Here is a 24281-nt window from a genome sequence, read left to right on the forward strand (position 1 = left end):
GTGCTGCAATGACGGCCGGGACTAAATGCTCAGCTGGTGGTTGCCGGGCGCCGGGATTCGCCGGAGGCGTCGCTGGAATTCAGCAGCCCGGACACCAGCTTGCCCACCTGGATCACGGCCGACCTGATTTTCGCGGGGTCGGTGATCGTGAGGAACTGGAGCATGAGGCCGTCCAGGGCGGCAAAGATGGCCAGGGACGCTTCGCCGGTGGTGTCGAGACCGCGCTGGCTCAACGCCTCTTCGACGGTGCCCACGTAGGTCTTGTAAAGCCGTTCCACCATCGCCAGGATCTTCGGGTTGCGCCTGGACTCGAGGAGCATTTCAAACTGGAAGAGCTGCAGTTCGGGTTCAGCCGACACCGTAGCCATGAGCGAGTCGGCGAATCCTTCATCAAAGTCCGCGATACCGGCCAGGCCCGTCTCCTCGATGGAGCGCTGAACGGCCCACTCCATGGTGGCAGCCAGAAGTCCCTCGATAGATCCGAAGTGGTGGGTAACAAGCGTATGGTTCACGCCGGCCCGGGCGGCCACCGCGCGATACGTGACACCCCTGAGGCCCTTTTCTGCGACGACGTCGATCACCGCCGCCAGAAGCGCGTCGCGGCCGTCTCCGTACGGCAACCTCCGTGAATGCTGGCTCATAAGGCGAGTCTAGCCTCGTCGGCTGGCACCGAAAGGCCGTTGACAGGGAAAACTATACAGATGTAGAGTTTTGGATGTGGCCGGGATCACTCCCAGGGTCGCAGTCCTCGAAAAGAGCTTCGGACCTACCCGCTACCGCGCATTGGCGCGCGAAAGCAGGGCTTTCTAAATCTCCCCTTCAGCATCGGCGTTTCCGCCATTTGCGCTTCTGAAAGAGCCATCTCATGAATCAAGAACAAGGCGAGACCTCGGCAGGTCTCGGATTAGTAGAGCCGATGTCCAACGTGCCCACAGTGCGATTGAAGCCGAACAAGCTCGGCGTCATCGCTGTCGCCTTTTTTTCCATCGCCGCGGCCGCTCCCATGGCCGCCGTTGTAGGTGCCAGCCCGGTGCTTTTCTCGGCAAGCGGCCCCGGGACCCCGGTGATTTACACCATCGCGGCCCTGCTCGTTGCTCTGTTCTCGGTCGGATACCTGCGGATGAGCCACCACATCACCAACGCAGGAGGCTTCGTCGCCTACATTGCAAAGGGACTGGGCAACAAATGGGCCACCGCCGGGGCCGGCATCGCCATCCTCACCTATCTCAGCCTGCAGATCGGTCTCTGGTCCCAGTTCGGGGTTTTCGCCCAGCAACTGGTTGAAAGCCTCACGGGAATCGGCATACCCGTCTACGTTTGGATCGTCGTCGTCCTGGCATTGACGGCAGGACTGACGATGAGGGGCGTCGACGCGAGCCTAAAGGTCCTGGGAGTTTTGATCCTTGGAGAAGCCCTCGTGGTCGCGGCCCTGGTGTTTTCCCTTATTGCCCAGAAGGGGCTGGGAATCTTCACCTTCGAGGGTTTCACGGCATCGAACGTCTTCGGTCCAGGCCTGGGGATCTCGATGCTTTTTGCCTTCGCCTGCTTCACGAGTTTTGAAGCCACGGTGGTCTTCGCCGAAGAGGCGAAAAATCCAAGGCGGACTATTCCTCGGGCGGCATACCTCGTCATCGCCTTCGTCGGAGTGTTCTACACACTGTCCACCTGGGCCATCAGCGGTTCCATCGGAATAGACCACATCCAACAAGAGGCAAGCGACAACCCCGCGGGCATGATCTTCGACCTCGCCAATGCCAGCGCCGGCCCATGGCTAAGCGTCGCCATGCAGATCCTTGTGGTCACGAGCTTCATCGCCATGCTCCTGGGCCTGTCCAACATGTTCTCCCGGTACCTGTTTGCGCTTGGCCGGGCCGGAGCCCTGCCCGCCAGACTTTCCTCCGTCTCCAAAACCGGAGCGCCGTCCTTCGCCGGCCTCGTCAACGCCTTGGTCGTCCTGATCGTGATCAGCGCCTTCCTGCTGACCGGAGCCGACCCCATCGGCATCGTCTTCTCCTGGTTCGTCGCCTTGGGCACGGCCGGCTTTATCACCATCCTGCTGCTGACATCAGTCGCGATCGTCGCGTTCTTCGCCCGAAACGGCATCCGGGACAATCTCTGGGTCACCGTCATCGCCCCGTCACTGTCCGTCCTGGCCTTCATCGTCATCGGATACCTGACGCTGGATAACTACGACGCCCTGCTCGGCGGTGCAGGAGGAGTCGCGCGCTGGCTCCTTCTTGGCATACCGATCTTCCTCGCGGCTGGACTCGTACGGGGAACGCAAAAACCCTCGATCGACTACGCCGCGGAAATCCTCTAGCGACCGACATCAAGCCCTTCATGACTACCAAAAGGAACCACACCATGACCTCAACGGAACTTCAGGACTACATCCCCGAAGACCAGTGGCCCCCAGTATCCGCCATGCTAGACGGCTTCGGAGACCAGACCCTCCCGGCCTCCGAAGCGCTTGCAGGCACCGTCCTCCGCCTCCCGGCAGAGGACGGGTCCACCACTGAATACGGGTTCGAGGATGCATCTTCTCTCACCTGGCGCGTCTCAGGAGGTGACGCCAATCAGAGCGGCACAGCCACCTACAAGGCCATCGAGGCACGCCCCGGAATCTTCATCATTGACTTCGTCCGGGGCCAAGGCGTCGACGCCGAGAACGTCACCATCATTCTCGACCGCAACACCGGGGCCGTCACCGCCGGCGTTTCCACGTTCGTCACCGTCGACGGCAAAACCCGAAGCACCACCGAATTCAGCCACACGAACACACTTGGCACAGCCGCCACACACCAACGCTCCACCGGGTTGGTCGGAAAACGGATCTTCTACCGCTACAGCGACGTCGAAACCTACGAACACATCTACCTGAACCCGGGCACCTTCACCTGGAACTGCATCCGGGGCGGCGAGGCCGGACTCGCCGACACCGACCGATGCATGACCTGGGACGTCGCGGATGACCTGTACATCTTCTTCTGGACAGAGAAAGTCATGACCGTCGAGGCCGTGCTGCTGGTCGACCTCCGGGAACAACGCTCGATCGGACGCATGTTCGGATGGGACGACCCAGCCGCCGAACCCGTGATCCTGCCATTCAACTCCCGGCTGAGCGTGCTGAATACCACCGAATACCCGCAGGACACCCACAAAGACTAACTGGATATCGAGCCAAGGCTTCACTTAGCTACTCGAAGAGGAGTACCCCATGGAAACGTACGATTCAATGCTCGCCAGGATCTCCGCGGCCCCCGGCCAAGGCAGCCGCACCATCCTGGACCCAGCCACGGGCGAACCCGTCGGGGAGGCGCCCGTGCACACTGTCGACGACCTCGAGCACGCAATCGCCGCCGCAGCAGCCGCCCAGCCGGCGTGGGCCGCTCTCGGCCACGACGCCCGCTCCGCCGCGCTCCTGAAGGCCGCCGACGCCGTCGAACGCTCCGCCGAAGAACTCGCTCAACTGCTCTCCCGCGAACAAGGCAAACCGCTCAACGGCCCCAACGCCCGCTTCGAAGTCGGCGCCTGCGCCGCCTGGCTCCGCGCCGCCGCCACCACTCCCCTGGCGCCAGAGATGGTCGTAGACGACGGGGAAACTCGAGCCGTCCTGGATTACCGGCCCATCGGCGTCGTGGGAGCGATCGGTCCATGGAACTGGCCCATGATGATCACCATCTGGCAGATCGCACCCGCCCTGCGCATGGGCAACGCCGTCGTCGTCAAGCCGTCGCAAAACACGCCGCTGAGTGTGCTGGCGCTGGCCGCCGTTATCAACGACGAACTACCCGAAGGATTGCTTTCGGTAGTCAGCAGCGGACGCGACGTCGGCGCCCGCCTGGCCGAACACCCGGCTATCGGCAAGGTCATGTTCACCGGTTCGACCGCCGCCGGCAAGTCGATCATCAAATCCTCGGCCGGCACCATCAAGCGCCTCACCCTGGAGCTCGGCGGAAACGACGCCGGGATCGTCCTGCCCGACGCCGACCCCAAAGCCATCGCCGAAGGCCTCTTCTGGGGCGCCTTCATCAACACCGGCCAGACCTGCGCGGCGCTCAAGCGCCTCTACGTCCACGACGACATCTACGACGGCGTCTGCGAGGAACTCACCAAAGTCGCCGCCGCGATGCCCATGGGCGTTGGCCTCGACGAGGCGAACGTGCTCGGACCCCTGCAGAACAGGCAGCAGTATGACATCGTCGCCCGGCTCGTCGAGGCCGCCCGCGATTCCGGCGCCCGCATCCTGCTCGGCGGCAATCCGGACCCGGGCCAGCCCGGCAACTTCTACCCCACCACCCTCGTCGCCGACATCGACAACAGCAACCCCCTCGTCGCCGAAGAGCAGTTCGGCCCCGCCCTGCCCATCATCCGCTACAGCACGGTGGACGAAGCAATCAGGATGGCCAACGGGGTCGACGTCGGACTCGGCGCCTCCATTTGGTCCCCCAACCTCACCGCCGCCCGCGAGGTTGCAGCACGCCTCGAAGCCGGCACGGTCTGGATCAACACACACGGCGCCGTGGACCCCCGCATTCCGTTCGGCGGGGCCAAACAATCCGGCTACGGCCTCGAATTCGGCGTCGAAGGCCTCAAAGCGCTGGGCATTCCCCAGGTGATCAACGGCTGATGAACACGAACCCACACCCCGTGGCCATTGTCACCGGTGGAGGCACAGGTATCGGAGCAGCGTCAGCGGCGGCCCTTCGCGCCCAAGGATGGGACGTTGTAATCTGCGGGCGTCGCTCCGAGAACCTGGCAGCCGTTGCCGCGTCTACCGGCGCCGTCCCCTTCGTGGCTGATGCCGCATCGAACGCTGACATCCACCGGCTTGTTGAAACCACCGTTGGCCGGTTTGGATCCATCGATGGCCTGGTGCTGAATGCTGGCATCATCCGGGCCGGAGCTGTGGGGGACCTCGAACCCCGAGACTGGGATGACATGGTCCTCACCAACCTGACAGGCCCCTTCCTCCTGGCCAAGGCAGCAATGCCACACCTCATTGAAGCCCGAGGCGCCATCGTCGGAGTCGCATCTGCTGCGGCGCTCAGGGCCAGCGAAGGCATCGCCGGCTACAACGCAAGCAAAGCGGGGCTGGCCATGCTCATCCAGTCTGTCGCAGTGGACTACGGACCATCCGGCGTCAGGGCGAATGCTGTATGCCCAGGATGGACCCGGACGGAAATGGCAGACCGGGAAATGGCGGAGTACGGGGCAGAACTTGGACTGGAACCCCAGGACGCATACTCTGTCTCCACCTCCTTCGTGCCAAGTCGCCGGCCGGCCGAGGCATGTGAGGTGGGACGGGTCATCGCGTGGCTGCTCTCAGATCAAGCGTCGTACATCAACGCCGCCGTGTTGCCGGTCGACGGCGGCATGATCGCCGTCGATCCTGGTTCCCTCGCCCTTGATCCACGCGTCAAAATTACCAATGTTCAGACGACCCGATCCCAAGGAACGCCTAACCTTCAACGCTAATCGACATACGAACGCTAACTGAGTGAGATGATCCCGGGCAGCCACGTCAGGTCGCCCGGGGTCATCCGACCTTCGTTTCGCGCGAGAGGCCTATGACCCGCCACCTACAACAAAGGCGATTTTTGGGTGGCCGAGCCCTTGCGAGCAGCACCTCAAGGCCTTGTGGGGATCCCCCAGTGAGACACACTCGGTGAGACACTTCTGGTCGTATAACGGGTGAAAATGCGCATGCCGAAGACTGCTTCGCTAACCACCAAACGCCAAACGCCGGACACACGGACGCATCGCTGATGAATGATGCCGGCGAACTGGCTCAGCTCGGATGCGGCCAACGGACCAGGTTGATTGCCGTAACGCAGGCCCCCTGGGCATCCTGCTAAATCCGGCATCGTCGCGGCGGTGGCTTTCGTGCGGCCTGGATCCAAGGTCGGCCACGTTTCGCTCATCTGCGGCGGCTGTCGAATCCAGGTCTCACAGGAGCACGACAGGTTGCCTCTGTATCGTCCTGCGGATGTGTGTACAGCCGAAACCCACCGCGGTCACGGATGATGTGCCGAGCAGGCGACTCACCACGAAACGGGCGAAAGCGGAGACCGCGGCCATCTTCGCCGTTTTCGCCCTCTACGCGGCCTTCCTGCTGAAGCTGCTTCTCTTCTCTCGTGTACCGGGTTCGGAAAGATCGATCAATCTCATCCCGTTCGCAAGTATCGCGGAATACGCGTTCAGCCACTCACCCGGGACCGAGAAAGTGGCGTTCGCCAACGTCGTCGGGAACATCCTGACCTTCATCCCGCTCGGAGTCTACGCATCGTGGCTCCGACATCGGGCGGCCGCATGGCCGACCATACTCACGGTCGCCTCGGTCAGCGTCGCCGTGGAGATCATCCAAAGCGTGTTTGCGGTTGGAGCATCGGACATCGACGACGTGATTCTGAACTGCGTCGGAGGACTCATCGGAATGCTCGCATTCTGGCTGCTCTCCGCGATCCTGCGCGAGCGATCCCGGGAACGGACCGCAATGGGCGTGTTTTCACTGCTTTCGATGCCCGTCTGGGTCTACTTCTTCTTCATCATCCGACTACACATGTGAATACAACCATAATCTGGCCTCCGAGCAGAGCGGCCCTAGGGTTGCTAGGCCCCTTTGAAGCCCCCGGATGGGGTTGTCTAGTGCCGCGGGGAATCGTTTTGGTATCTATGAAGCGTGGCCCGTGATTGGGCCGCTGTTTCCAGCATGGAAGGGTTGCTGAGCGAGGAGCGGGAAACCGGCCGGCAACTGGGCAACACGCCGCAGGCGTTCAGCCACTTTGCCGTGGTCATGAGCGCGCTGGCCCTGCACGAGGGCAGCGTGAACCGCAGCGACGTACCGGTGCGGGACCCTGGGACCGACTAGCGCAAGAAGTCCGGGTTGAAGGAGTTGAGGTCGACGCGGATTCCGCCGATGTCCTGGCCGAGTTTTTGCTGGACACCGACACGCATGTTCCCCGGCACGTTCCAGCCGCCGTAGGAAACCGGCGCGGGCGAGAGAAGGTCCGGAGTCCAATGCGCGTAGTCGAAGTCATGGAAATCCCCGTCCCACAGCGGAAGATCCGAGAACTCGCTGCTATCGCCCATTATCAAGGGCCAGTGTGTGTGAATGCCGTAAACAATGGGCCGCACGCCCATGTCCCGGATTCCGTCCACCATGTTCCTGGTAATGGGTGGTTCGCCTAGCTCGACGTCCAGTGCAAAGAACTCCAGCTGCTCACGGTACGGACCGGTGGCCTCTATGCCGCCCTCCCAGCATTCCGCGTTGCGGGTGTAGACGGCAATCCTGAGTCCGGCGTCCAGCGCCATCTTGAGCTGCGTTTGTGTCCGGTCCCATGGAGTACAGGTCCCCCACGCGGTTGAATGCATCACGTACATACGGAAGCCCGCGTTGTAGGCACTGACGAACCAGCCCGGGTCGGTGATGGTGGCGGTAGTGTCCAGGACTTTCACCGACGATTCCGCCGAATGCGCCGCGGGGGCAGCCAGGGCGCTGGCCACGGCCAGGAGCGAGGCCAACACCACTGTCAGTATCTTCCTCTTTTTCATCGGGTCTCCCGGGTGGTCCTCTCGCACAGTGTAGGACTCCCGGGGCTGAAGAGGAATAGCCCGCCGTCTGGCGGGATTCCAGGCCCGCGCCGGCCTGCCGCACAGTTACATTGGGTTCAACTGGAAGCCGCCACCGAATCAATTTCCGCGGGCACTCTTCTGCCCATTTGACGTGAGAAGGGCCTACAAATGTTTCCGGGGCCGGTGGGCCCAGAAACAGTTGACATCGCCGGCCTCGTCAATGTCGTCGAGATCGGTGACATAGCTAGCGATGACTACAAAGCAGCTGATGAAAGCTGCTTCGAAGGCGCTGAATGCCGGCGTCATCCAACTCCCGGACGCCGTGGATGACCAGCGGTTCCCGCCATGCCATGCCGAGTCGCCGCGCTGTTGCTTTTAGCGGCACAAGCATTGCTTCGTACTCCCAGCCATGGAGGCCGTTTGGACCGTAGCCGTCGAAGGCGCCGCCAGTGGTTGTGACAATCCGGAGCGACTTACCTGCCAGGGCTCCGGGAGTGCCGGTCCCGTAGGCCCAACCTCGGGTCAGGACCTCGTCCAGCCAGCGTTTGAGAATCGACGGCATGGTGTACCAGAAGGTGGGGTATTGCAGCACGATGTGCTCTGCCCCCGCGATGGCTTCCTGTTCGGCCTGGATATCAATGGAGTCCGTCCCATACAGCTCGGAAAGAACCCGCGTGTAAACCTCCTCAATGGACTTTGACTCCTCGAGTAGTGCGGCGTTGATGCGCGAACTGCGCAGGTCCGGGTGGCCGACGATAAGTGCTGTCTTCATGCTGTGCTCCAACGACTCACTCACTTTCCTGCACGGGTGCCTTCTCGGCCAGTTCCGGTCGAGTAACCGGGTGCCCGTCGATGGACTCGTAAAGGCTCTTGGAGCGGGCCAGTCCGTCCATCAGGCTGGCCGGTCCCCTGAAAGGCAGGCCGCCGATGTGCCAACCGTCTGTGTGCAGTTCCTCAATGAGAACCCAGACCACCTCGCGGAAAGCTTCAGATCCTTCGAACTTCACCATGACGTCCGTGAGGGCTGCCGCCATGCGGTGCTTTTCGTCTTCCGTGAAGACCCCGTCGACGAGCTTGACATTTACGAACGGCATTGCGTTCTCCTCTTTGTAGGTGCTCCGGATTGCCGGATATACCAAGCTTTGACCACGGGCGGCGTCGGCGGACCCGCAAATACCGTCAACCACCCCACAGATACCGTCAGGGTGTCTCGGAGGCAGATGGTGAGGTCCCGGGAACCATCAGGGCTGCGACAGGAGGCGTTCCAGATACAGCGAGGGACTCATTCCGATCTTCTGCGTGAAGACCCGCCTCATCGTCTCAGCACTTCCAAAACCGCTTGCGGCAGCCGCGGCGGCGACGGTGGCTCCCCTCTGGAGCATTGCCTGAGCCGCTTCGATCCGCACCGTTTCGACGTATCGACCAGGAGTGGTGTTGGTCCCCTCTTGAAACAGCCGCGCAAGGCTGCTGGCGCTGAGATTCGTCAAGGCAGCCATAGCGTCAATCGAGTAATCCGCACCGGGATCGGCCGTAATGCGGTCCAGGAGCTTTCTGAGGACGTGGTCCCGGGGAACGCCCACCCGGACGGCGACAGAGCGCTGGGATTGCCCTCCCGGCCGTTGATTGAAAATGACCATTTGACGGACCACGGCCCGGGCAACGTCCGGGCCGTAGTCCTCCTCAACCATGAACAACGCCAGATCCACCCCGGAACTGATGCCCGCCGAGGTGATGAACGAACCGTCCTGCACAAACAACGCATCAGGCACGACATGCACCAGCGGATATGACCTCCTGAACCGTTCGACCTGGGTCCAATGAGTGGTCGCGTTCCGGTAGTTCAGCAAGCCCCCGTGTGCCAGGAGAAATGCACCGGTACAGACGGAAGCGACCCGCCCGGCACCGTTCGTTAGATGGGAAACCGCCTCGACAAGTTCCTGCCCGAAAGGCCTGGACACCATCCCATATGCACCCGGAACGATGACGGTGTCCAAGGCGCCTGTCTCTGCGGCTGCGGCCTCGGCGGTCAAATAGTGTCCGTTGGAAGCTTGCTTGGCTTTGCCGTCGCTGGAAACCAAGACAGTGTCGTAACGGGCCCCAAAGGCATTCGCATGATGAAACACGTCAGCGGGCCCGCCAACATCGATCATTGTCACGTTGTCATGGATCAAGAACCCGATAGCCCGGCTTCGATCACTCACTTCTCACCGTAGTCTCTCCAAAATGTGGCGCTGCGCACAGCGTACGCCAACAGGCACGCGTCTGGATGCCCTTCAATAATCATCAAACTTGACCCGTAAGTTCGCGCCGGACGACACTCGATGCAAGCACAGGACGACTCGAACACCGTCATCATGCCGATGTTGCTCATCACCCTTCCGGGTTGAAAACCGTAACCTTGTTACCCAGTTCCGTTTTGGTTTCTATGCATTCACTGATTGCTTTGGGGCCGGTTCTTAAATTGTAGTTCTCAAAACCATGGGATTAGCAGTTGATGCGGAACCCCCGTTTCCTTGAGAAATCGACGCTTTCGGAATCTTGCCCATCGGCCCCGCTATCAGAACGACAAACCAAGACTGACAGGCAGCCTGGACTGTCAGCGGCGAATCAATGCGGATGCACCCGAGAACAAGAAATGCAAAACGCTGACGTCCAAGGGCCGTTCGCTTTCGGACGTCCTGCCGGTCGAGACCACATCCAGCCGTGGAAGCATCCGACCACCGAGACGGCGCCCCCAACACCCCGCCAAACCAACGGCCACCAACAAAAACGAGCCCAGAATGGCCCAATAGAAAGGTGATCTGTGCACAGTCAGAGGGCCGAGGCCCCCTGCCGGAAGCGTCACCGATGTCCTGATACAGAACTATCACCCATGTCCAGAGAGATAACATTTTTCACGGAGACGAATGTCCGCTATTGCAAATGCGGCCTGTCCGAGCAACCGGGGAAACGTCTCAATCGTCCTGTCCTCCCCCTTGCGACATCCAGTAATCGTTGATCGCCTGAACGGCCTGCTCTTTCGTCATGCGGGCAACATCTCGTTCATTCAGTCCAACGGTGTGGGTGAGTTGCCAGACCAGCGCCAGGGGAATAGCCGAAGCAGAAGGGGCTGCCAATCCGCGGGCAGGCAAGGCTCCGTCATCGACGCATGCCCAAAACTCATCCTCACTGACCTCGAGCTGGTCTTGGAGAATATGGTTCCAGATCGAACTTGAATACGTGGTGAGATCAGCCGGGCGGGAAATCCGGGTCCGCAAGATCCGTCCATCTTGCAGACTCAACCGGTAGGTCGCGTGATGGCGCACTGGTTTCCCGCGGGCATTCGTCACCAGCTCCCAGCGCTCGGTTAGACAGAACTTCTCATGGTCGTCCAGTTCGCCCACGCGTCGGACGCTCATGCCACCGAGCCGGTGAGCCAGGCGGTCAATTGCTGATCGGTGCACAGGTCAATGAGCTGAACCAAGGCCCAGTTCTCGCGGTGATTGGGCGCCGCGTGCAAATGGTCCTCCCAATCCTCCGCGTAGTCCCGCAAAGCATCGACGAAGTCCGCCAAGGCATCAGCCAGTTCCGTGGCCTCAGCGGCAAAAGGCCGCCCCGGCATGAAGACAGCCCATGCTCCGTCCTCGTTCACGACCTGGACATTGGCGACGACCGTCAATTCCAGATACCGGCGCAAGCTCTCTCCATTGACGACGGCGGCCGTAGCTCGGTCGGGCCGCCGTATCGTGGAAAGCCCTCCCCGCTCGCTGGCATCGAGGATCGTCTTCAACGAATCCCGTGCTTGGGTAAACCCGTAGACGTGTCCGCCGGCTGTCTCACGTGCGGGGGTGCTCATCTATCAATCATCCGCACGTACATTAGGTACGTCAAGTACGTCTGCGTCGAGTCCGGTGCCGGTACGGCCCAGTCCGACGGCGAGAGTGTGCACCATTGTGTTCGCCCGATCTAGTCCTCCAGGGCTCCGTTGCAGAGGCGGTTGACCACCTCGGTGAGCATCGCCAGACCCGCAACGATGTCCTCGTCCTTGGTGTATTCGTGCTCATTGTGGGAGATGCCGTCCACGCTGGGAACAAAGAGCATCACCGTGGGAACGATGTCCTTCATATTGGTGGAATCGTGCCCGGCCAAGGTCATGACTTCCTTGTTGGACAGCCCCAGGTCGGCGGCAACCTTGGCGGCGAGTTCCACGCCCTCGGGCTGGTAAGGAGTGACCGGCCACGAGTGCGAATGGTGCTGTTCCACGGAAACGTTGGCAAGCGCCTCGATTTCCGCAATGCGCTCGTGCAGCAGGGCATCGGCCTGGGCGAGTACGGATTCGTCGGCACTGCGCAGGTCCAACAGCAGGCTGACCCGGGACGGCACCACAACGGGCGAGTTGGGGTAGACGTTCAATTGCCCCACCGAGGTGTGGAGCGCTCCGGGGAACCGGTTGGCGATGTCCCGGGCGGCGACCACCAGCATCGAAGCTCCCAAAAGGGCGTCCTTGCGGTCCGCGATGACGGTGGAGCCGGTGTGTGCCTGCTCGCCGTGGACCACGAATTCGTACTTATTGGCCGCCCAGTTGGAGGACACCAGGCCAATCGTGATGCCTTCGCGCTCCATGCTGCGGCCTTGTTCGATGTGGATCTCGGCGCAGTATGCCGCTTCGGGGCCTTCGAAGGCACCGCGGCATGCGATGGCATCGAGGGCGTCCTGCACGGAAATCCCGGCAGCGTCCATGGTGGCCAGCGCCGTGTCCAGCGGGAGCTTGCCGGTGTACACGGAAGACCCCATCATGGAGGGCTTGAAGCGGCTGCCTTCCTCGTTGAACCAGTTCACGACGGCGATGTTGAACTTGGGTGCCTCAGCTCCGGGCGCGTTCCACTGGTCAACCAGCCGGAAGGCCGCATGCGCAGCCGCCAGGACTCCGTAGGCACCGTCGTAACGTCCCGCGGTCGGCTGGGAATCCATGTGTGAGCCCACCACAACGAACGGAGCTCCCGCCACGGCCTCGTAGAGTCCCCACTGGTTGCCGATCTGGTCAAAACGGACTGTGAAGCCCCGGGCTTCCAGCAGGCTCGTCAGCCAATGCCGCTGTTCGCCGTCGGGCTGGCTGGCAGCCTGCCGGTCCACGCCGCCGTTCGCGGTGGCGCCGAAAGCGCTCATGGTGTGGAAGTCCTGGACGAAGTCCGTGTCCTGGGCGGTGAAGCTGGTGGTGGAAGTCATTGGTTCCCCTATGAACTGTGTTGGATCTAAGAAGAGTGCTGAATCTATGAACTGTGTTGAAGCGCGGTCAAAGTGTTGTGGGTGAAACGGCCGCCGACGGCTGTCGCGAGCACGTGCAGCTCTGCAATATTGCCGGCGTCAAGCGGCGAGCCGGACAGGACGGTGAAGTCGGCAAGCTTGCCCGGGGCCAAAGAGCCCTTTACGGCCGACGTCCCTGTGGCCTCGGCCGCTCCCGTGGTGTAAGCGGCTAGTGCCTCGTACGGGGAAAGCCGCTCCGCCGGGTTGCCGAACACCGCCCCGGAGGATGTCCTCCGGTCTACGAAGGCCTGCATGCCGCGGAGGACCTTGCCGTCCGCGACGGGACGGTCGGAGCTGCCTGCCAAGGTCACCCCAGCGGACAAGAACGACGACGCGCGGTAGGCCCAACGCAGTCGCTCGGGACCGAGCGACGCCGACATGCCGTCGCCGCCCTCATGGAAGAAGCTGGCCTGCGGCGTCACTGCAATGCCAAGGGCGGCAAGCCGTTCGAGCTGTTCCGGCCTGGTCATGGAAGCGTGCTCGATCCGGTTCGGCAAAACGCGCGGCCCGTACTTCGAGTCGCACTCCGCAAGAATGTCGATCGCGAGGTCCACAGCCCGGTCTCCGATGGCGTGCGCCGCGACAGACCACCCGGCAACATAAGCGGCCTCGATCCGTTCCCGCAGCAGTGCAGGTTCGGCTTGGAAGTAGCCCGTGTTGCCGGTGTTGTCCTTTTGCCCGTGACTGCAGTATTCGTGGCTGACCGCGGCGGTTTCGCCAAGGAGCGAACCGTCGAGAAAGACCTTGGCGGGGCCAAGGGAGAGGTACTCGTTGCCGAACCCACTTGTGATGCCCAAATCCAGGCCTGCAGCACCTGAACCATCGTCGCCATGACCGTCAAGCCGGTGCAAAACGTCCAGCACCGGCATCACTTGGGCTCTCGCATGGAGTTTGCCGTTGGCCGCGGCCCGTTGGTACGCGGCTAGTTCCACCGGGCTGTGGCCAATCCAGCCTCCGCCCACGCCCGCTTCGGTGAAGCTCGTGATGCCCTCGGAAGCATAGTGACGCGTGGCCCGGTCCAAGGCCGCCTCGATCTCGCCCACCGAGTACGGCAGGATCAGCTCCTGGATCAGCGCCTGCGCCGTCTCCTGCACGAGTCCCGTAGGACGCCCCGCCGCGTCGCGGACGATCACGCCGCCGTCGGGATCCGCGTACGACGGCGACTCGGCACCTGCCAGCCGCAGCGCGGCTGTGTTGACCACGGCCATGTGCCCGGAGTTGTGCCGCATGAAAAGCGGTTGCTCCCCCGTAATGCGGTCAAGTTCACGAATGTCCGGGAACTCGCCGCCGTACTGCTGCTGGCTGAAGCCCGTGGCCATGAGCCAGGCCTTTGCCTTAACGCCAGCGGCGTCGTTGCCGGAAGCGGAGACAGCATCTTCCAGCAACGCGTACAACTCCCCCAGGCCCCGCGCCTTGGACACATCCAGCTCGGCCAAGCCCAGCCCGAACCACGTGGTGTGGCAGTGCGCATCGATGAAGCCCGGTGTGACGGTGGCACCGCCGAGGTCGAGGATCTCTGCGGTGGCGAGGCCATCCAGGTCTTCGTCGAGTCCCACCACAAGGCCTTGCCAGATACCCAGCGAACGTGCGCCGGGACGGTCCGGGTCCATCGTGATGATGTCCGCGTTGCGTAGGAGCAGATCGAGTTTCATGCCAAGGCCTAGCGGTGCGAGGTGGTGACGGACTTGATCCGGGTGTAGTCCTCCAGCCCGAAGACGGAGAGGTCCTTGCCCGTGCCGGAGTGCTTGAAACCGCCGTGTGGCGCCTCGGCCGGAATGACTTGGTGGCAATTGATCCACACCGCGCCGAAGTCGAGCGCATTGGATACCCGCGTGACCACACCGTGGTTGTTGGACCAAACGCTCGAGGCCAGGGCGTACACGGTCCCGTTGGCCAGCTCAAGAGCCTCTTCCTCGGTGGAGAACGGCTGGACCGTGACTACGGGGCCGAAGATCTCGTCGCACACCACCTCGTCAGTCTGGAAGACGCCGTCGATCACCGTCGGTTCGAAGTAGTACCCAGTGCCGGTGCGCTTCCCGCCGGACCGGACGGTGGCGTTGGCCGGAAGCCGGGTCATGAAGCCCTCCACGCGCTCCAGCTGCGCGGCGCTGTTCAGCGGCCCGAGGTCCGAACTGTCATCGCCGAGGGTCAGCGCGGCGGCCGCAGCGCCAAGGGCCTCGGCGAACTCCTCGTGAATGTCCGCGTGAACCAGGACCCGGGTCACGGCGGTGCAGTCCTGGCCCGCATTGAAGAACGCGCTCAGGGCCAGTTCGCGGGCTGTCTGCTGGACATCGACGTCGGCGAAAACGATCGCCGGTGCCTTTCCGCCCAGCTCCAAGTGGACATCCTTCAGCGTCTTGGCCGCGGCGGACATGACCTGAGCGCCTGCCCTGGTGGAACCCGTGATGGACACCATCTCCGGGATCTCGTGGTCCACCATGGCGGCACCGGCCTCGCGGCCTCCACAGACGATGTTCACGACGCCCGCCGGGTACACCTGCTGGGCCAGCTCGCCCAGGATCACGGTGGACCAAGGAGTGGTGTCAGCGGGCTTCAGGACCAGCGTGTTCCCGGCCGCCAGCGCCGGGCCGATCTTCCAGACGGCCATCATGAACGGGTAGTTCCACGGGGTGATCTGCGCGACCACACCCAGCGGTTCGCGCCGGATGGTGGACGTGAAGCCCTGCACGTACTCTGTGGAGGCCGTGCCGGACACGACGCGGCAAGCTCCGGCGAAGAAGCGCAATTGGTCGGCGCCGCGCAGGATCTCCAGTTCGCGGGTCACGGCACGCGGCTTGCCGGTGCACGCAACCTCGGCGTCCAGCAGCCGGTCCACGTTGGCTTCGACGAGGTCCGCGAGCCGCAGCAGCAGCGCCTGTCGCTCGCCCGGCGTCGTGCGCTTGTAGCTCTTGAAAGCGGCGGCAGCGGCTTGGAAGGCGAGGTCGACGGCGGCCGAGTCACTATCCGGGGCGGTGCCGACCTGTGCCCCCGTCCGTGGATCGAAGAAGGGCAGGCTCGCCGGGGCGTCGACCGCTTGGCCGTTGATGATGTTCTTGAGCGTGATCACGTGGGGCTCCAGTCAGTTGCTCTTGGGGGAACGGGTGGTGGGGTCCTGCGGGAGGTGCAGCACGGCAGGAAGGCCGGAGTCGACGGCGCGGCGGAACGCGGCGGCGAAGTCCTCCGCCCTGTCCACGCGCTCGCCGTAGCCGCCGTAGGAGCGGGCCAGGGCCGCGAAGTCCGGGTTGGTCATGTGCGTGCCGGATGGGCGGCCCGGGTAGTGGGCTTCCTGGTGCTCGCGGATAGTGGCGAAGATGCCGTTGTCCACTACCAGCACAATGAACCGTGCTCCGTGACCCATGGCCGTCGCGATTTCCTGGCCATTCATCATGAAGCAGCCATCGCCGGCCACCGATATGACCTGGCGGCCCGGGTAGGCCAGCGAAGCGGCAACGGCGGCCGGGATTCCCATGCCCATGGCTCCGTTGCGCGGAGCGGCCAGGGAGTTGGCGCTGTCGTGCTTCAGGTAGCGGGCTGGCCACAGGGCGTGGTTGCCCGCGCCGAAGGTAAGGACGGCGTCGTCGTCCATCTCTTGCTTGAGGATCTCCATGACGACGCCGAGATCCACTGCCGTGCCTCCGTCGGGCTGGGCCGCGGAGAACTTGAGGTAATTTGCCCGGGCGTCCCGGAACCAGCCGGCGGCGGGCCGCACGGCAGAGTCAGTGTCCGCGATGGCCAGCGAAAACGCCGAAACGTCAGCAGTGAGGTGCTGGTCCACTCGGCCGAAGTGGCCCAGCAGGTCCGGGTCCGGGATGACTACCACGGTGGTGGCCTTGAGGCCTCGGGTATAACCGTCGGAGAGGACGTCGCCGCGGACGCAACCGAGGAAAACGAGCAGGTCGGCGTCGTCCAGGAGGGCCGCGGTGACGTCGCTGCGGCCGTAGCCGAGGAAGCCGGCGTAGGACTCGCTGCTGTGCGGGACGGCGTCGTAGGCGCGGAAATCGGCCACGACCGGGACGTTGTGGCGTGCCGCCCAGGCGGCCAGGGCGTCCCCGGATTCTTTCGTCCAACCTTCGCCACCCACCACGATGAGCGGTTTGTTGGCCGCGGCGAGCCGCGTTTCCAACTCGGCCAAGGCCGCGGCTGAGGGACCGGGACGGGAGACCTTGCGCGGCTCCACGGTGTCTTCATCAATGGTGTGCACCAGCACATCTTCGGGCAGCCCGATGACCACAGGACCTGGGCGTCCGCTGAGGGACGTGAAGATTGCGTCGTCCACCACGCGGGCGGCGGAAGCGGCGTCGTCGAGCGTGACGACTTTCTTTGCGGTGCTGCCGAACCAGGCGTTGATGTCGAATTCCTGGAAGGATTCCCGGCCGCGATCCGCCACGGGGATGAGGCCCACGAACAAAATCATGGGTGTCGCGTCCTGGTATGCCGTATGGATAGCGATGAACGCGTTGGCGGCACCGGGGCCGCGCGTCACCATGGCGACGCCGGGGAGTTCCGTGAGGCGGCCCTCGGCCAGCGCCATGAAACCTGCTCCGCCTTCGTGGCGGGTCACGATGGTCTCGATCGAGGAGTCGTGGAGTCCGTCCAGGACGTCCAGGTAGCTCTCGCCGGGGACGCCGTAGACCCGTTTGATGCCTGCGCGTTCAAGCTGCTCGACGATGAGGTGGCCTGCTGTAGTGGTGCTCAATGCTTCATTCCTTCTTCTTTGATGCTCAGGCCGGGCAGGAAGATGCCGGACAGAGCGGTCAGTACGGAAACAATCAGGAGAATGATGGCGCCGGGCCAATATGAGTTGCCGTTGGCAGCCACCAGCGCTGTGGCGATCAGGGGCACGAAGCCGGAGATGACGCCCGCGGTATTGGAAGTGATGGCGACGCCCGTGTAGCGGACCTTGGTGGCGAACAGTGCCGTCAGCGCCGTGCCCGAGACGGCGTACGGGATGGACAGGACGGCGACGCCGATCATCATGCCGACGACCACCAGGACGGAGTTGCGGCTGTCGATGGCCAGGAAAACAGGGACCGCAATGATGGCCGAGGCCACACCGCCCCACAAGATGACTTTGCTGGCACCGAATTTTTCGCCCATCCTGCCAGCCCAGACCAGGGCTCCGATTTCGAGTGCGGCAGCGAGGAGGGTGCCCAGGAGAAGCAGTTCGGACGGCAGCTTCAGGACCTTGGTGCCGTAGAAGACCACAAAGCTCGTGATGAGGTAGAAGCCGCCGATGCCGAGCAGTGCCGAGCACATGCCCACTAGGATCTGGCGCCAACTGTTCTTCAGCACGCCACGGATGGGGGCGTGCTCGGTCTCGCCGGATTCCATGAGGGCTTCGAATTCGGGCGACTCGCTGAGCCTGCTGCGGATCCACATGGAGATGGCCAGGAGAGGGATGGCTGCGATGAACGGAATGCGCCAAGCCCACGCGTCGAAATTGTTCTGACCCACGAGGAAGAGCATGCCGAAGAAGCCTCCGGAGGACAGGATGGTGCCGGTCGGTGAACCGATCTGCGGCAGCGCCGCATAGCGGGCACGCTTGGCAACCGGGGCGTTTTCGACGGCGATGATCACCGCGCCGCTCCATTCGCCACCGACGGCGAGGCCCTGCACGATCCGCAGGGCCACCAGCAGGATAGGCGCGGCCAGGCCGATAGTCATGTAGTTCGGCAGCAAGCCGATCATGCCGGTGACGACGCCTATTCCGACGATGGTGACCATGAGGATCTTCTTGCGGCCCGCTTTGTCCCCGAGGGCGCCGAAGATGAACCCACCGATGGGACGGGCTACGAACCCGACGGCGAGCGTGGCGAAGGAGCCCATCGCCGCCACGAACGGATCCTGCGAGACGAAGAACTGGGCGTTGAACACCAGGGCGGCCGCGGTGGTGAAGAGGAAGAAGTCGTACCACTCCAACGCTGTGCCTACGAGGGCGGCGAGGGCGACCTTCCTGGTAACCCTCTCATCGACTGTGCGGGGCATCCCGGGAGTCAGATCCGCGGGGGCGCTGCCTGCGCTGCTGGCCATGATTACTCCAAAAGATTCGAACTATGCCGTGAAAACCGGGGAACTGCCGGTTGTGATTGGTCTCACTCGGCAGTGACTACTCCCATAGTGCCAGTAGATCCGCCCAAAAAGACTAGCTCTGTGCCACGGAATATTGGCCATAGAATGTGTAAATGCACAATGTAGAGAATGCCGGCGACGCCGCGCGATGGGGTGAGCTCGTGGAAGGGCTGCACGGGCGGCTGGAGGAACTCGTCGAGCTCTTCGTGACGCGCGTCCAGGAGATCCCCGAATATGCCGACAATAGGGTGAGCCTCCCGGAACTGCGGAACACGGCACGTGAAACTTTCCGGCGCCTCATAGACGGACTGCGGGACGAGAGGTTCCGCCATTCGAACTCCCACGGCAGCCAGGATTCACTGGCGCGCTTCTCTTCGGAACTGGGCGCCAAACGGGCCCGTGCCGGAATTTCGCCCGAGGCCCTGATTTCAGCCGTGCGCCTCGATTTCAGCATTCTGTGGGCAGATCTCCTGCAAATCTCCGACACGGAGGACGCAGTGCTCCTGACATCCCATGTAGACCAGGTGTGGCGCGTGGTCGATGAGTTTGCCACCCAAACCCACTCGAGCTATTCGAGCGAACGGGTCCGCATGGCCCAGGAGGAATCGAACATCCGCCGGGAGTTCATCGCCCGGTTGTTCAGCAAGTCCGAGCTATCGGCAGACACCATCAGCCAGGCCGCGGCAGCCCTGGTCACGGACCCGGAAGCAAGGTTCTCCATCGTCGCCGCGAGTGGGGACGCGGCTTCCAAACTACGGACTATTGCCACCCAAGGGGGCTGGCTCCAACCGTCCCAACGCCTCTACGTCCACGAATTCGGCGGCAGCACCTACGTGTTCTGGGCGTTGCCCCGGGCCTACGGCGGAGGATCCAGCGGCACCCCGCGGCAAGACGAAGGAACTGCCTACGTTCCCGCTCCCATCACCGGAATACCTTGCGGTTATGTCGAGGGATTTTCCGGCCTGCGCGCCCTGCCCTCCGCAGCACGGACAGCAGAGCGCCTCGCCCTGCTGCTCCAGCCCGCGGACCGAGGCCCATTGACGGCCGCAGCTGCGTGGGCCCGGCTCGCAAAGCAGCAACTCCAGGATGCGGGCCTGGACCTCTGGGCCGATCTTGAGTCCGCCCTCTCGAAATGCCGCGACGGCGAGCGCGAGCGGCTGACCGAGACCGTGCGCCATTTCCTGCACACGGGCAACATCACCACCACGGCGCAGGAACTGTTTTGCCACCGGAACACCATCCTCAATCGACTCAACCGTTTCCAGGAGCTCACTGGCATCGATCTGGCCGTGCCGGCGCAAGCGGCCCGGCTAGTGGTGGCCTGGGCCTGAGGTCTATCACAAAGGAAAGCTACCGTTGTGTGAACACACATTTTCTGTCGTTTTTTGCTGGAAATTCAGCCATTGAAGTGTGGTACGCAACACAGGATAGTTATCTGCATCCTCACCCGGGCACTCGCCCCCACACTCATCTGGAGCTTCTCATGGCCCAAACGGTAGATACCGCCTCCGTGTCCGCAGCCAGGCTTGACCTGGCCAAGATGCGCAAAATCGCCCTCGCCAGCGTCATCGGCACCACAGTCGAGTGGTACGACCTGTTCGTGTTCGGAACAGCGTCCGCCTTGGTCTTCAACAAAATCTTCTTCCCCAGCTTCGACCCGATCGTCGGCACCATGCTGGCCTTCGGCACCTTCGCCTCGGCCTACATTGCCCGCATGGTGGGCGCCATCATCTTCGGCCACTTCGGTGACCGGCTCGGCCGCAAATCCATGCTCCTGATCTCCCTTCTCACCATGGGAGCGGCAACTTTCGCCATCGGCTTGCTGCCTGACTACAACACCATCGGCATCACGGCGCCGCTGTTGCTGCTTCTGCTGCGCGTCATCCAAGGTCTGGCGTTGGGCGGCGAATGGGGCGGCGCGGTACTCATGACCGTTGAGCATGCTCCTTCCGCCCGCCGCGGCTTCTACGGTTCCCTCGTTCAGGTAGGCGTTCCCGCAGGCACCTTGATCGCCAACGTCGCGTTCCTGGTCGTCGCTTCCACCGTCAGCTCGGACGCACTGCTCAGCTGGGGTTGGCGCATCCCGTTCCTGGCCTCCTGCCTGCTGGTGGCTGTCGGCATCTACATCCGCCTCCACATCGAGGAAACCCCGTCATTCCAGGCCGTCAAGACCGCCGGCGCCAAGGCGAAAATGCCCTTTGCCGCCCTCATGGCCAAGTACTGGAAGCAAGTTGTCCTCGGCGGCATCGCCACCCTCTCTACCGGGAGCACCTTCACCCTGCTGGTTGCCTCCGGCGTTTCCTACGGCAAGAAGGACCTCGGCCACTCGGAGAGCCTCATGCTCTGGGTTGTCCTGGCTTCCTGCGCACTGTGCTTTGTGCTCATCCCCTTCTTCGGGAAGCTCTCGGACAAATACGGCCGCAAGCCGATCATCTACGCCGGAGTGGCCGCTGAGGCGCTGTTCGCATTCCCGATGTTCTGGCTCATGGACACCAAGTCCGTACCCCTGTTGTTCGTCGCCTACCTCGGAATGATGACAGCCTTCGCAGCCAACTACGGTCCCATCGCCACGTTCCTGGCCGAACTCTTCGGTTCCAAGGTCCGCTACTCGGGATTGTCCGTGGCCTACATGCTCTCCGGCCTCCTCGGCAGCGCCGCTACCCCGTTCATCACCACCTGGCTCCTTGGCCTGACGCACCAGAGCTCATCCATTGCCTGGTACATCACAGCCGCGGCGCTGATCTCCTTGGCGGCACTGTTCGTCCTGACGGAAACCCGCCACGGCAACATCGACGCCGTCGACGTCGCCCCGGTGGATGCAGCGGACGCGGCCGCGAAGTGAGCGATTCCCCAGCGACGAACCTGGCCACCATCACGCGGCTCGGCGAGGTCCCCGGCCAGGCAGCCGCCGTCGGACCTTTCTCCCACGCGGTCATGGCCAACGGTTTCGTGTTCACCTCCGGCCAGATCCCGGCTGCCATCACCGGTTTGGACGACCAACCGGAGACCTTCGAAGGACAAGTCCGGCAGGCGATCGAAAACCTGCGTGCGGTACTGGAGGCAGCAGGTTCCAGCCTGGCGCACGTGGTCAAGGTCAACACATACTTGACCAGCCAGGACCAACTCGAGGAGTACAACCGCGTCTACACGGAGTACTTCGGCTCCGCGAAGCCCGCGCGCACTTCCGTCTGTGTGAGCCTCTGGAGAGTATCCCTTGAGATTGAATGCGTGGCGGTGCTCGCATGAGCCAGGCATCTACGGCGGAGCTTCGGTCCTCGGCAGGCCTGTTGGCCCGGCTTGCCGAGGTCAGCTACCCCACTATCGGACACTTTCTTGAGGACGGATTTGTTGATCCGGCAATCCAGTCTCTGCTCGACGGCGTAAAGGTGGCCGGGCCTGCGGTGACAGTCCGAATCGTTGACAACGATGCGATCGCCATGAACCGTGCACTCCTAGAGCTGTACCCCGGAGCCGTGCTGGTGATCGACATGGATGGCGACCACCGTCACGCCCCCGTCGGCGCAGTGACGGCAGCAGCTGCCAAGGCCCGTGGCGCGGCCGGCATAGTTGTAGACGGCCGAGCCACGGATCTGTTGGAGTTGCGGAGCACCGGACTGCCGGTCTTCGCCCGCGGGACCTCGTGCCTCACCACCAAGCGGCTGCACGGCAAGGAATCATCGGTCAACGTTCCCGTGTTGTTCGGCGGAGTCGAGGTTCATCCCGGAGACTGGGTGCTGGGTGACGATAATGGCGTGATCGTGCTGACCCAGGAGGAGGCGACAGCAGTCTTGGAGCGGGCACTGGCCTCGGACGCGGCCGAGCCGGAACTGCTGGCACGAATCGCCGCGGGTGAACCGCTCGAAACGCTGCTCGTGCACTGAATCGCCTGACCGCCACACGCCGCCTTGCGACGCGCTGCTGCAGCACGCTCGACTTGTCCAGAGACGGAGGCTCAAAGCCACCCAGGAGTGTGTGGCTTTGAGTCGTCTCCACGCCGCGGCCTTCGTGATGCCAGCACGGGAATAGCGACTCCGGAACCTGCGACCCTATCCCCCAACGGCAAGCAGCGCCAACGCACTGTCCCGTGGCTTTTGAAGGTCCAGGCCTGTGTAACCTTCAAATGCCGCCAGCCTGTTGACAACGGTGTTCCGGTGGCAGGCGAGCCTGTCTGCCACGGCTACGAGGCTGCCGAGCTCCAGGAACGCTCGAACCGCTTCCAGGAGGCGTTCCCGCTCCGGGTCGCTACATCGACCAAGCGCCGAAAAGACCAGGGTTTCAGGGTTACAGCCCACTTGCGAGAGTCGGTGTGCTGTGATGGACAGCCAACGGTCCCTGAGCGTGAAGACTCCCTTGCTGCCCATGGGCAGGTCTTTCATGATTTCCCGGGCGGCGCTGACTGCTGTGCGCACTCCTGTTATCCCGTTGGCGTGCGGTGCCACAGCGACGGCCACATCGTCGAACAGCGCGGCCTCCTGATAACTCAGCTTTTCGTTGGACTCCACCGTTCGGGGCCGGATGACAAGAGTGTGGTGCCCTTGGTCATAGGTCAGCACAGGAAAGTCCCGCGGCGGACGCGCCCGGACCCGCCTCCTGATCAGCAGGCCGTCGTTCCGGTCGATGGCCGCTACAAGAAGCATCGCGTGAGGGTTGATGCGGAGGGCACCGGCTATGCGTGACAACTCAGTTGGGGACGGCTCGGCCGGCGCCAACAGTTGGGTCAGATACTGCTGTTGAAGATCGGCATCGGCGCCCTCAATTTCCTCCAACTCCCTCAAATACCGCTCTTGGACGCTGGACGCGAAGCGGTCGACAGTCGCCCACACGACTTCCGCCTTCCTTACCAACAACACAGGGTCTGCGCGCAGCTCCGGTGCGGACAAAGCATCCCAGAGCACCGAGAAATCGAGGCGAATCGCCCGGACCAGGCTGTCCAGCGGAACGCCCTGACGTGCCCTCCGGGCGCCAAGTTCGGAGGCAAAGACCGAAAGTGCGCCAATATCCTCGGCAGGGCCGCCGAGAGCCGAGAGCATGGCAGAGAAGGAGCTGAAACTGCTGCGACGCAGGTCTTCAAGTGTGAGGCCGGAATCGGCGTAGGCGGGATCGGGAAGAATCCGGGTCAGGAAATTCTCGACGAGGCCAGGAAGCTGCCTGCCCACGGCATCGACCAAAGTCAGCCACTGCTCATCGTCCGTCATGTCGCCCCTCCCACAGCATCTCCATACATCCTCGCGGAACCGGACGCCACGGCCCATGTACGTTCGTACATTTTTTGCATGCTTTTACGTTCGCCCCTGTCATGGGCAATCATCCATCGCCTTGGGACGATCGAGATCAGCTGCTCCTGTGGCAGCCCA

Annotated in this window: 23 protein-coding genes; 10 read left to right on the forward strand and 13 right to left on the reverse strand. The window is 63.0% G+C overall.

Features of this window, described 5'->3' with window-relative positions:
* Positions 1 to 29 precede the first annotated feature (29 nt).
* Positions 30 to 641 (reverse strand): TetR/AcrR family transcriptional regulator, encoded by a 612-nt coding sequence (locus tag QRN52_RS12395; RefSeq protein WP_284753025.1) that lies wholly within the window; start codon positions 639 to 641, stop codon positions 30 to 32.
* A gap of 224 nt (positions 642 to 865) precedes the next feature.
* On the opposite strand from QRN52_RS12395, the gene QRN52_RS12400 reads away from it, so the two are divergent.
* From QRN52_RS12400 to QRN52_RS12425, 6 genes are all read left to right on the forward strand, one after another.
* A complete protein-coding gene (locus QRN52_RS12400) occupies positions 866 to 2320 on the forward strand; it encodes an APC family permease (RefSeq protein ID WP_284753026.1) in 1455 nt (484 codons plus the stop codon).
* Between the two features lie 44 nt (positions 2321 to 2364).
* Positions 2365 to 3168, forward strand: a complete 804-nt coding sequence (locus QRN52_RS12405; RefSeq protein WP_284753027.1) for a MoaF C-terminal domain-containing protein — start codon at positions 2365 to 2367, stop codon at positions 3166 to 3168.
* Between the two features lie 49 nt (positions 3169 to 3217).
* Positions 3218 to 4630 (forward strand): aldehyde dehydrogenase family protein, encoded by a 1413-nt coding sequence (locus QRN52_RS12410; RefSeq protein ID WP_284753028.1) that lies wholly within the window; start codon positions 3218 to 3220, stop codon positions 4628 to 4630.
* On the forward strand, positions 4630 to 5478 hold the full coding sequence (locus QRN52_RS12415) for an SDR family NAD(P)-dependent oxidoreductase (RefSeq protein WP_284753029.1): 849 nt from the start codon (positions 4630 to 4632) through the stop codon (positions 5476 to 5478). The genes QRN52_RS12410 and QRN52_RS12415 overlap by 1 nt, the downstream gene beginning before the upstream one ends.
* Positions 5479 to 5989: 511 nt before the next feature.
* Complete coding sequence (locus QRN52_RS12420) at positions 5990 to 6568, forward strand: VanZ family protein (protein ID WP_284753030.1); 579 nt, start codon at positions 5990 to 5992, stop codon at positions 6566 to 6568.
* 114 nt (positions 6569 to 6682) lie between these two features.
* Complete coding sequence (locus QRN52_RS12425; protein ID WP_284753077.1) at positions 6683 to 6871, forward strand: hypothetical protein; 189 nt, start codon at positions 6683 to 6685, stop codon at positions 6869 to 6871.
* Here the strand turns inward: QRN52_RS12425 and QRN52_RS12430 are convergent.
* The 11 genes from QRN52_RS12430 to QRN52_RS12480 all read right to left on the reverse strand — a co-directional run bounded on the left by QRN52_RS12430 (position 6868) and on the right by QRN52_RS12480 (position 18888).
* The gene (locus QRN52_RS12430) at positions 6868 to 7554 is read right to left on the reverse strand and encodes a glycoside hydrolase family 25 domain-containing protein (RefSeq protein ID WP_284753031.1); all 687 of its coding nucleotides are present in this window, start codon (positions 7552 to 7554) and stop codon (positions 6868 to 6870) included. The two genes, QRN52_RS12425 and QRN52_RS12430, sit on opposite strands and share 4 nt — an antisense overlap.
* 265 nt (positions 7555 to 7819) lie before the next feature.
* Positions 7820 to 8347 (reverse strand): NAD(P)H-dependent oxidoreductase, encoded by a 528-nt coding sequence (locus QRN52_RS12435; RefSeq protein WP_284753032.1) that lies wholly within the window; start codon positions 8345 to 8347, stop codon positions 7820 to 7822.
* A 16-nt stretch (positions 8348 to 8363) separates the two neighbouring features.
* Positions 8364 to 8669 (reverse strand): tautomerase family protein, encoded by a 306-nt coding sequence (locus QRN52_RS12440; RefSeq protein WP_284753033.1) that lies wholly within the window; start codon positions 8667 to 8669, stop codon positions 8364 to 8366.
* A gap of 147 nt (positions 8670 to 8816) precedes the next feature.
* Positions 8817 to 9776, reverse strand: coding sequence for a GlxA family transcriptional regulator (locus QRN52_RS12445; protein WP_284753034.1), 960 nt, complete (start codon positions 9774 to 9776; stop codon positions 8817 to 8819).
* 753 nt (positions 9777 to 10529) lie between these two features.
* Positions 10530 to 10958 carry a cytotoxic translational repressor of toxin-antitoxin stability system gene (locus QRN52_RS12450; RefSeq protein ID WP_284753035.1) on the reverse strand — a complete coding sequence of 143 codons (429 nt, stop codon included), beginning with the start codon at positions 10956 to 10958 and terminating at the stop codon, positions 10530 to 10532.
* Positions 10959 to 10969: 11 nt separating this feature from the next.
* The gene (locus tag QRN52_RS12455) at positions 10970 to 11410 is read right to left on the reverse strand and encodes a hypothetical protein (RefSeq protein ID WP_284753036.1); all 441 of its coding nucleotides are present in this window, start codon (positions 11408 to 11410) and stop codon (positions 10970 to 10972) included.
* Between the two features lie 110 nt (positions 11411 to 11520).
* Positions 11521 to 12780, reverse strand: a complete 1260-nt coding sequence (locus QRN52_RS12460) for a M20 family metallo-hydrolase (RefSeq protein WP_284753037.1) — start codon at positions 12778 to 12780, stop codon at positions 11521 to 11523.
* Between the two features lie 44 nt (positions 12781 to 12824).
* The gene (locus tag QRN52_RS12465; RefSeq protein ID WP_284753038.1) at positions 12825 to 14510 is read right to left on the reverse strand and encodes an amidohydrolase; all 1686 of its coding nucleotides are present in this window, start codon (positions 14508 to 14510) and stop codon (positions 12825 to 12827) included.
* An 8-nt stretch (positions 14511 to 14518) separates the two neighbouring features.
* Positions 14519 to 15925 (reverse strand): aldehyde dehydrogenase family protein, encoded by a 1407-nt coding sequence (locus tag QRN52_RS12470; RefSeq protein ID WP_284753039.1) that lies wholly within the window; start codon positions 15923 to 15925, stop codon positions 14519 to 14521.
* Between the two features lie 12 nt (positions 15926 to 15937).
* Positions 15938 to 17554 carry a thiamine pyrophosphate-dependent enzyme gene (locus tag QRN52_RS12475; RefSeq protein ID WP_284753040.1) on the reverse strand — a complete coding sequence of 539 codons (1617 nt, stop codon included), beginning with the start codon at positions 17552 to 17554 and terminating at the stop codon, positions 15938 to 15940.
* Positions 17551 to 18888, reverse strand: a complete 1338-nt coding sequence (locus QRN52_RS12480; protein ID WP_284753041.1) for an MFS transporter — start codon at positions 18886 to 18888, stop codon at positions 17551 to 17553. Before QRN52_RS12480 ends, QRN52_RS12475 begins: the two co-directional genes overlap by 4 nt.
* A gap of 152 nt (positions 18889 to 19040) precedes the next feature.
* On the opposite strand from QRN52_RS12480, the gene QRN52_RS12485 reads away from it, so the two are divergent.
* The 4 genes from QRN52_RS12485 to QRN52_RS12500 all read left to right on the forward strand — a co-directional run bounded on the left by QRN52_RS12485 (position 19041) and on the right by QRN52_RS12500 (position 22808).
* Positions 19041 to 20258, forward strand: coding sequence for an RsbRD N-terminal domain-containing protein (locus QRN52_RS12485; protein WP_284753042.1), 1218 nt, complete (start codon positions 19041 to 19043; stop codon positions 20256 to 20258).
* Between the two features lie 152 nt (positions 20259 to 20410).
* Positions 20411 to 21769: an MFS transporter gene (locus tag QRN52_RS12490; protein ID WP_284753043.1), complete on the forward strand. Its 1359-nt coding sequence runs from the start codon at positions 20411 to 20413 to the stop codon at positions 21767 to 21769.
* A complete protein-coding gene (locus QRN52_RS12495; RefSeq protein WP_284753044.1) occupies positions 21766 to 22173 on the forward strand; it encodes a RidA family protein in 408 nt (135 codons plus the stop codon). Before QRN52_RS12490 ends, QRN52_RS12495 begins: the two co-directional genes overlap by 4 nt.
* Entirely contained in the window at positions 22170 to 22808 is a 639-nt protein-coding gene (locus QRN52_RS12500; RefSeq protein WP_284753045.1) for an RraA family protein, read from the forward strand. The genes QRN52_RS12495 and QRN52_RS12500 overlap by 4 nt, the downstream gene beginning before the upstream one ends.
* Positions 22809 to 22973: 165 nt before the next feature.
* Here the strand turns inward: QRN52_RS12500 and QRN52_RS12505 are convergent, their stop codons facing one another.
* Entirely contained in the window at positions 22974 to 24122 is a 1149-nt protein-coding gene (locus QRN52_RS12505; protein ID WP_284753046.1) for an RsbRD N-terminal domain-containing protein, read from the reverse strand.
* Between the last annotated feature and the right edge of the window lie 159 nt (positions 24123 to 24281).

Origin of the sequence: Arthrobacter sp. efr-133-R2A-120, from assembly GCF_030209835.1 — a bacterium.
Lineage (GTDB): Bacteria > Actinomycetota > Actinomycetes > Actinomycetales > Micrococcaceae > Arthrobacter.

Bases quoted from the DNA above. Each gene is read 5' to 3' on its own strand.
- QRN52_RS12395 (WP_284753025.1), bottom strand. From the start codon at position 641: ATGAGCCAGCATTCACGGAGGTTGCCGTACGGAGACGGCCGCGACGCG.
- QRN52_RS12400 (WP_284753026.1), top strand. From the start codon at position 866: ATGAATCAAGAACAAGGCGAGACCTCGGCAGGTCTCGGATTAGTAGAG.
- QRN52_RS12405 (WP_284753027.1), top strand. From the start codon at position 2,365: ATGACCTCAACGGAACTTCAGGACTACATCCCCGAAGACCAGTGGCCC.
- QRN52_RS12410 (WP_284753028.1), top strand. From the start codon at position 3,218: ATGGAAACGTACGATTCAATGCTCGCCAGGATCTCCGCGGCCCCCGGC.
- QRN52_RS12415 (WP_284753029.1), top strand. From the start codon at position 4,630: ATGAACACGAACCCACACCCCGTGGCCATTGTCACCGGTGGAGGCACA.
- QRN52_RS12420 (WP_284753030.1), top strand. From the start codon at position 5,990: ATGTGTGTACAGCCGAAACCCACCGCGGTCACGGATGATGTGCCGAGC.
- QRN52_RS12430 (WP_284753031.1), bottom strand. From the start codon at position 7,554: ATGAAAAAGAGGAAGATACTGACAGTGGTGTTGGCCTCGCTCCTGGCC.
- QRN52_RS12435 (WP_284753032.1), bottom strand. From the start codon at position 8,347: ATGAAGACAGCACTTATCGTCGGCCACCCGGACCTGCGCAGTTCGCGC.
- QRN52_RS12440 (WP_284753033.1), bottom strand. From the start codon at position 8,669: ATGCCGTTCGTAAATGTCAAGCTCGTCGACGGGGTCTTCACGGAAGAC.
- QRN52_RS12455 (WP_284753036.1), bottom strand. From the start codon at position 11,410: ATGAGCACCCCCGCACGTGAGACAGCCGGCGGACACGTCTACGGGTTT.
- QRN52_RS12460 (WP_284753037.1), bottom strand. From the start codon at position 12,780: ATGACTTCCACCACCAGCTTCACCGCCCAGGACACGGACTTCGTCCAG.
- QRN52_RS12465 (WP_284753038.1), bottom strand. From the start codon at position 14,510: ATGAAACTCGATCTGCTCCTACGCAACGCGGACATCATCACGATGGAC.
- QRN52_RS12480 (WP_284753041.1), bottom strand. From the start codon at position 18,888: ATGGCCAGCAGCGCAGGCAGCGCCCCCGCGGATCTGACTCCCGGGATG.
- QRN52_RS12485 (WP_284753042.1), top strand. From the start codon at position 19,041: ATGCACAATGTAGAGAATGCCGGCGACGCCGCGCGATGGGGTGAGCTC.
- QRN52_RS12490 (WP_284753043.1), top strand. From the start codon at position 20,411: ATGGCCCAAACGGTAGATACCGCCTCCGTGTCCGCAGCCAGGCTTGAC.
- QRN52_RS12500 (WP_284753045.1), top strand. From the start codon at position 22,170: ATGAGCCAGGCATCTACGGCGGAGCTTCGGTCCTCGGCAGGCCTGTTG.
- QRN52_RS12505 (WP_284753046.1), bottom strand. From the start codon at position 24,122: ATGACGGACGATGAGCAGTGGCTGACTTTGGTCGATGCCGTGGGCAGG.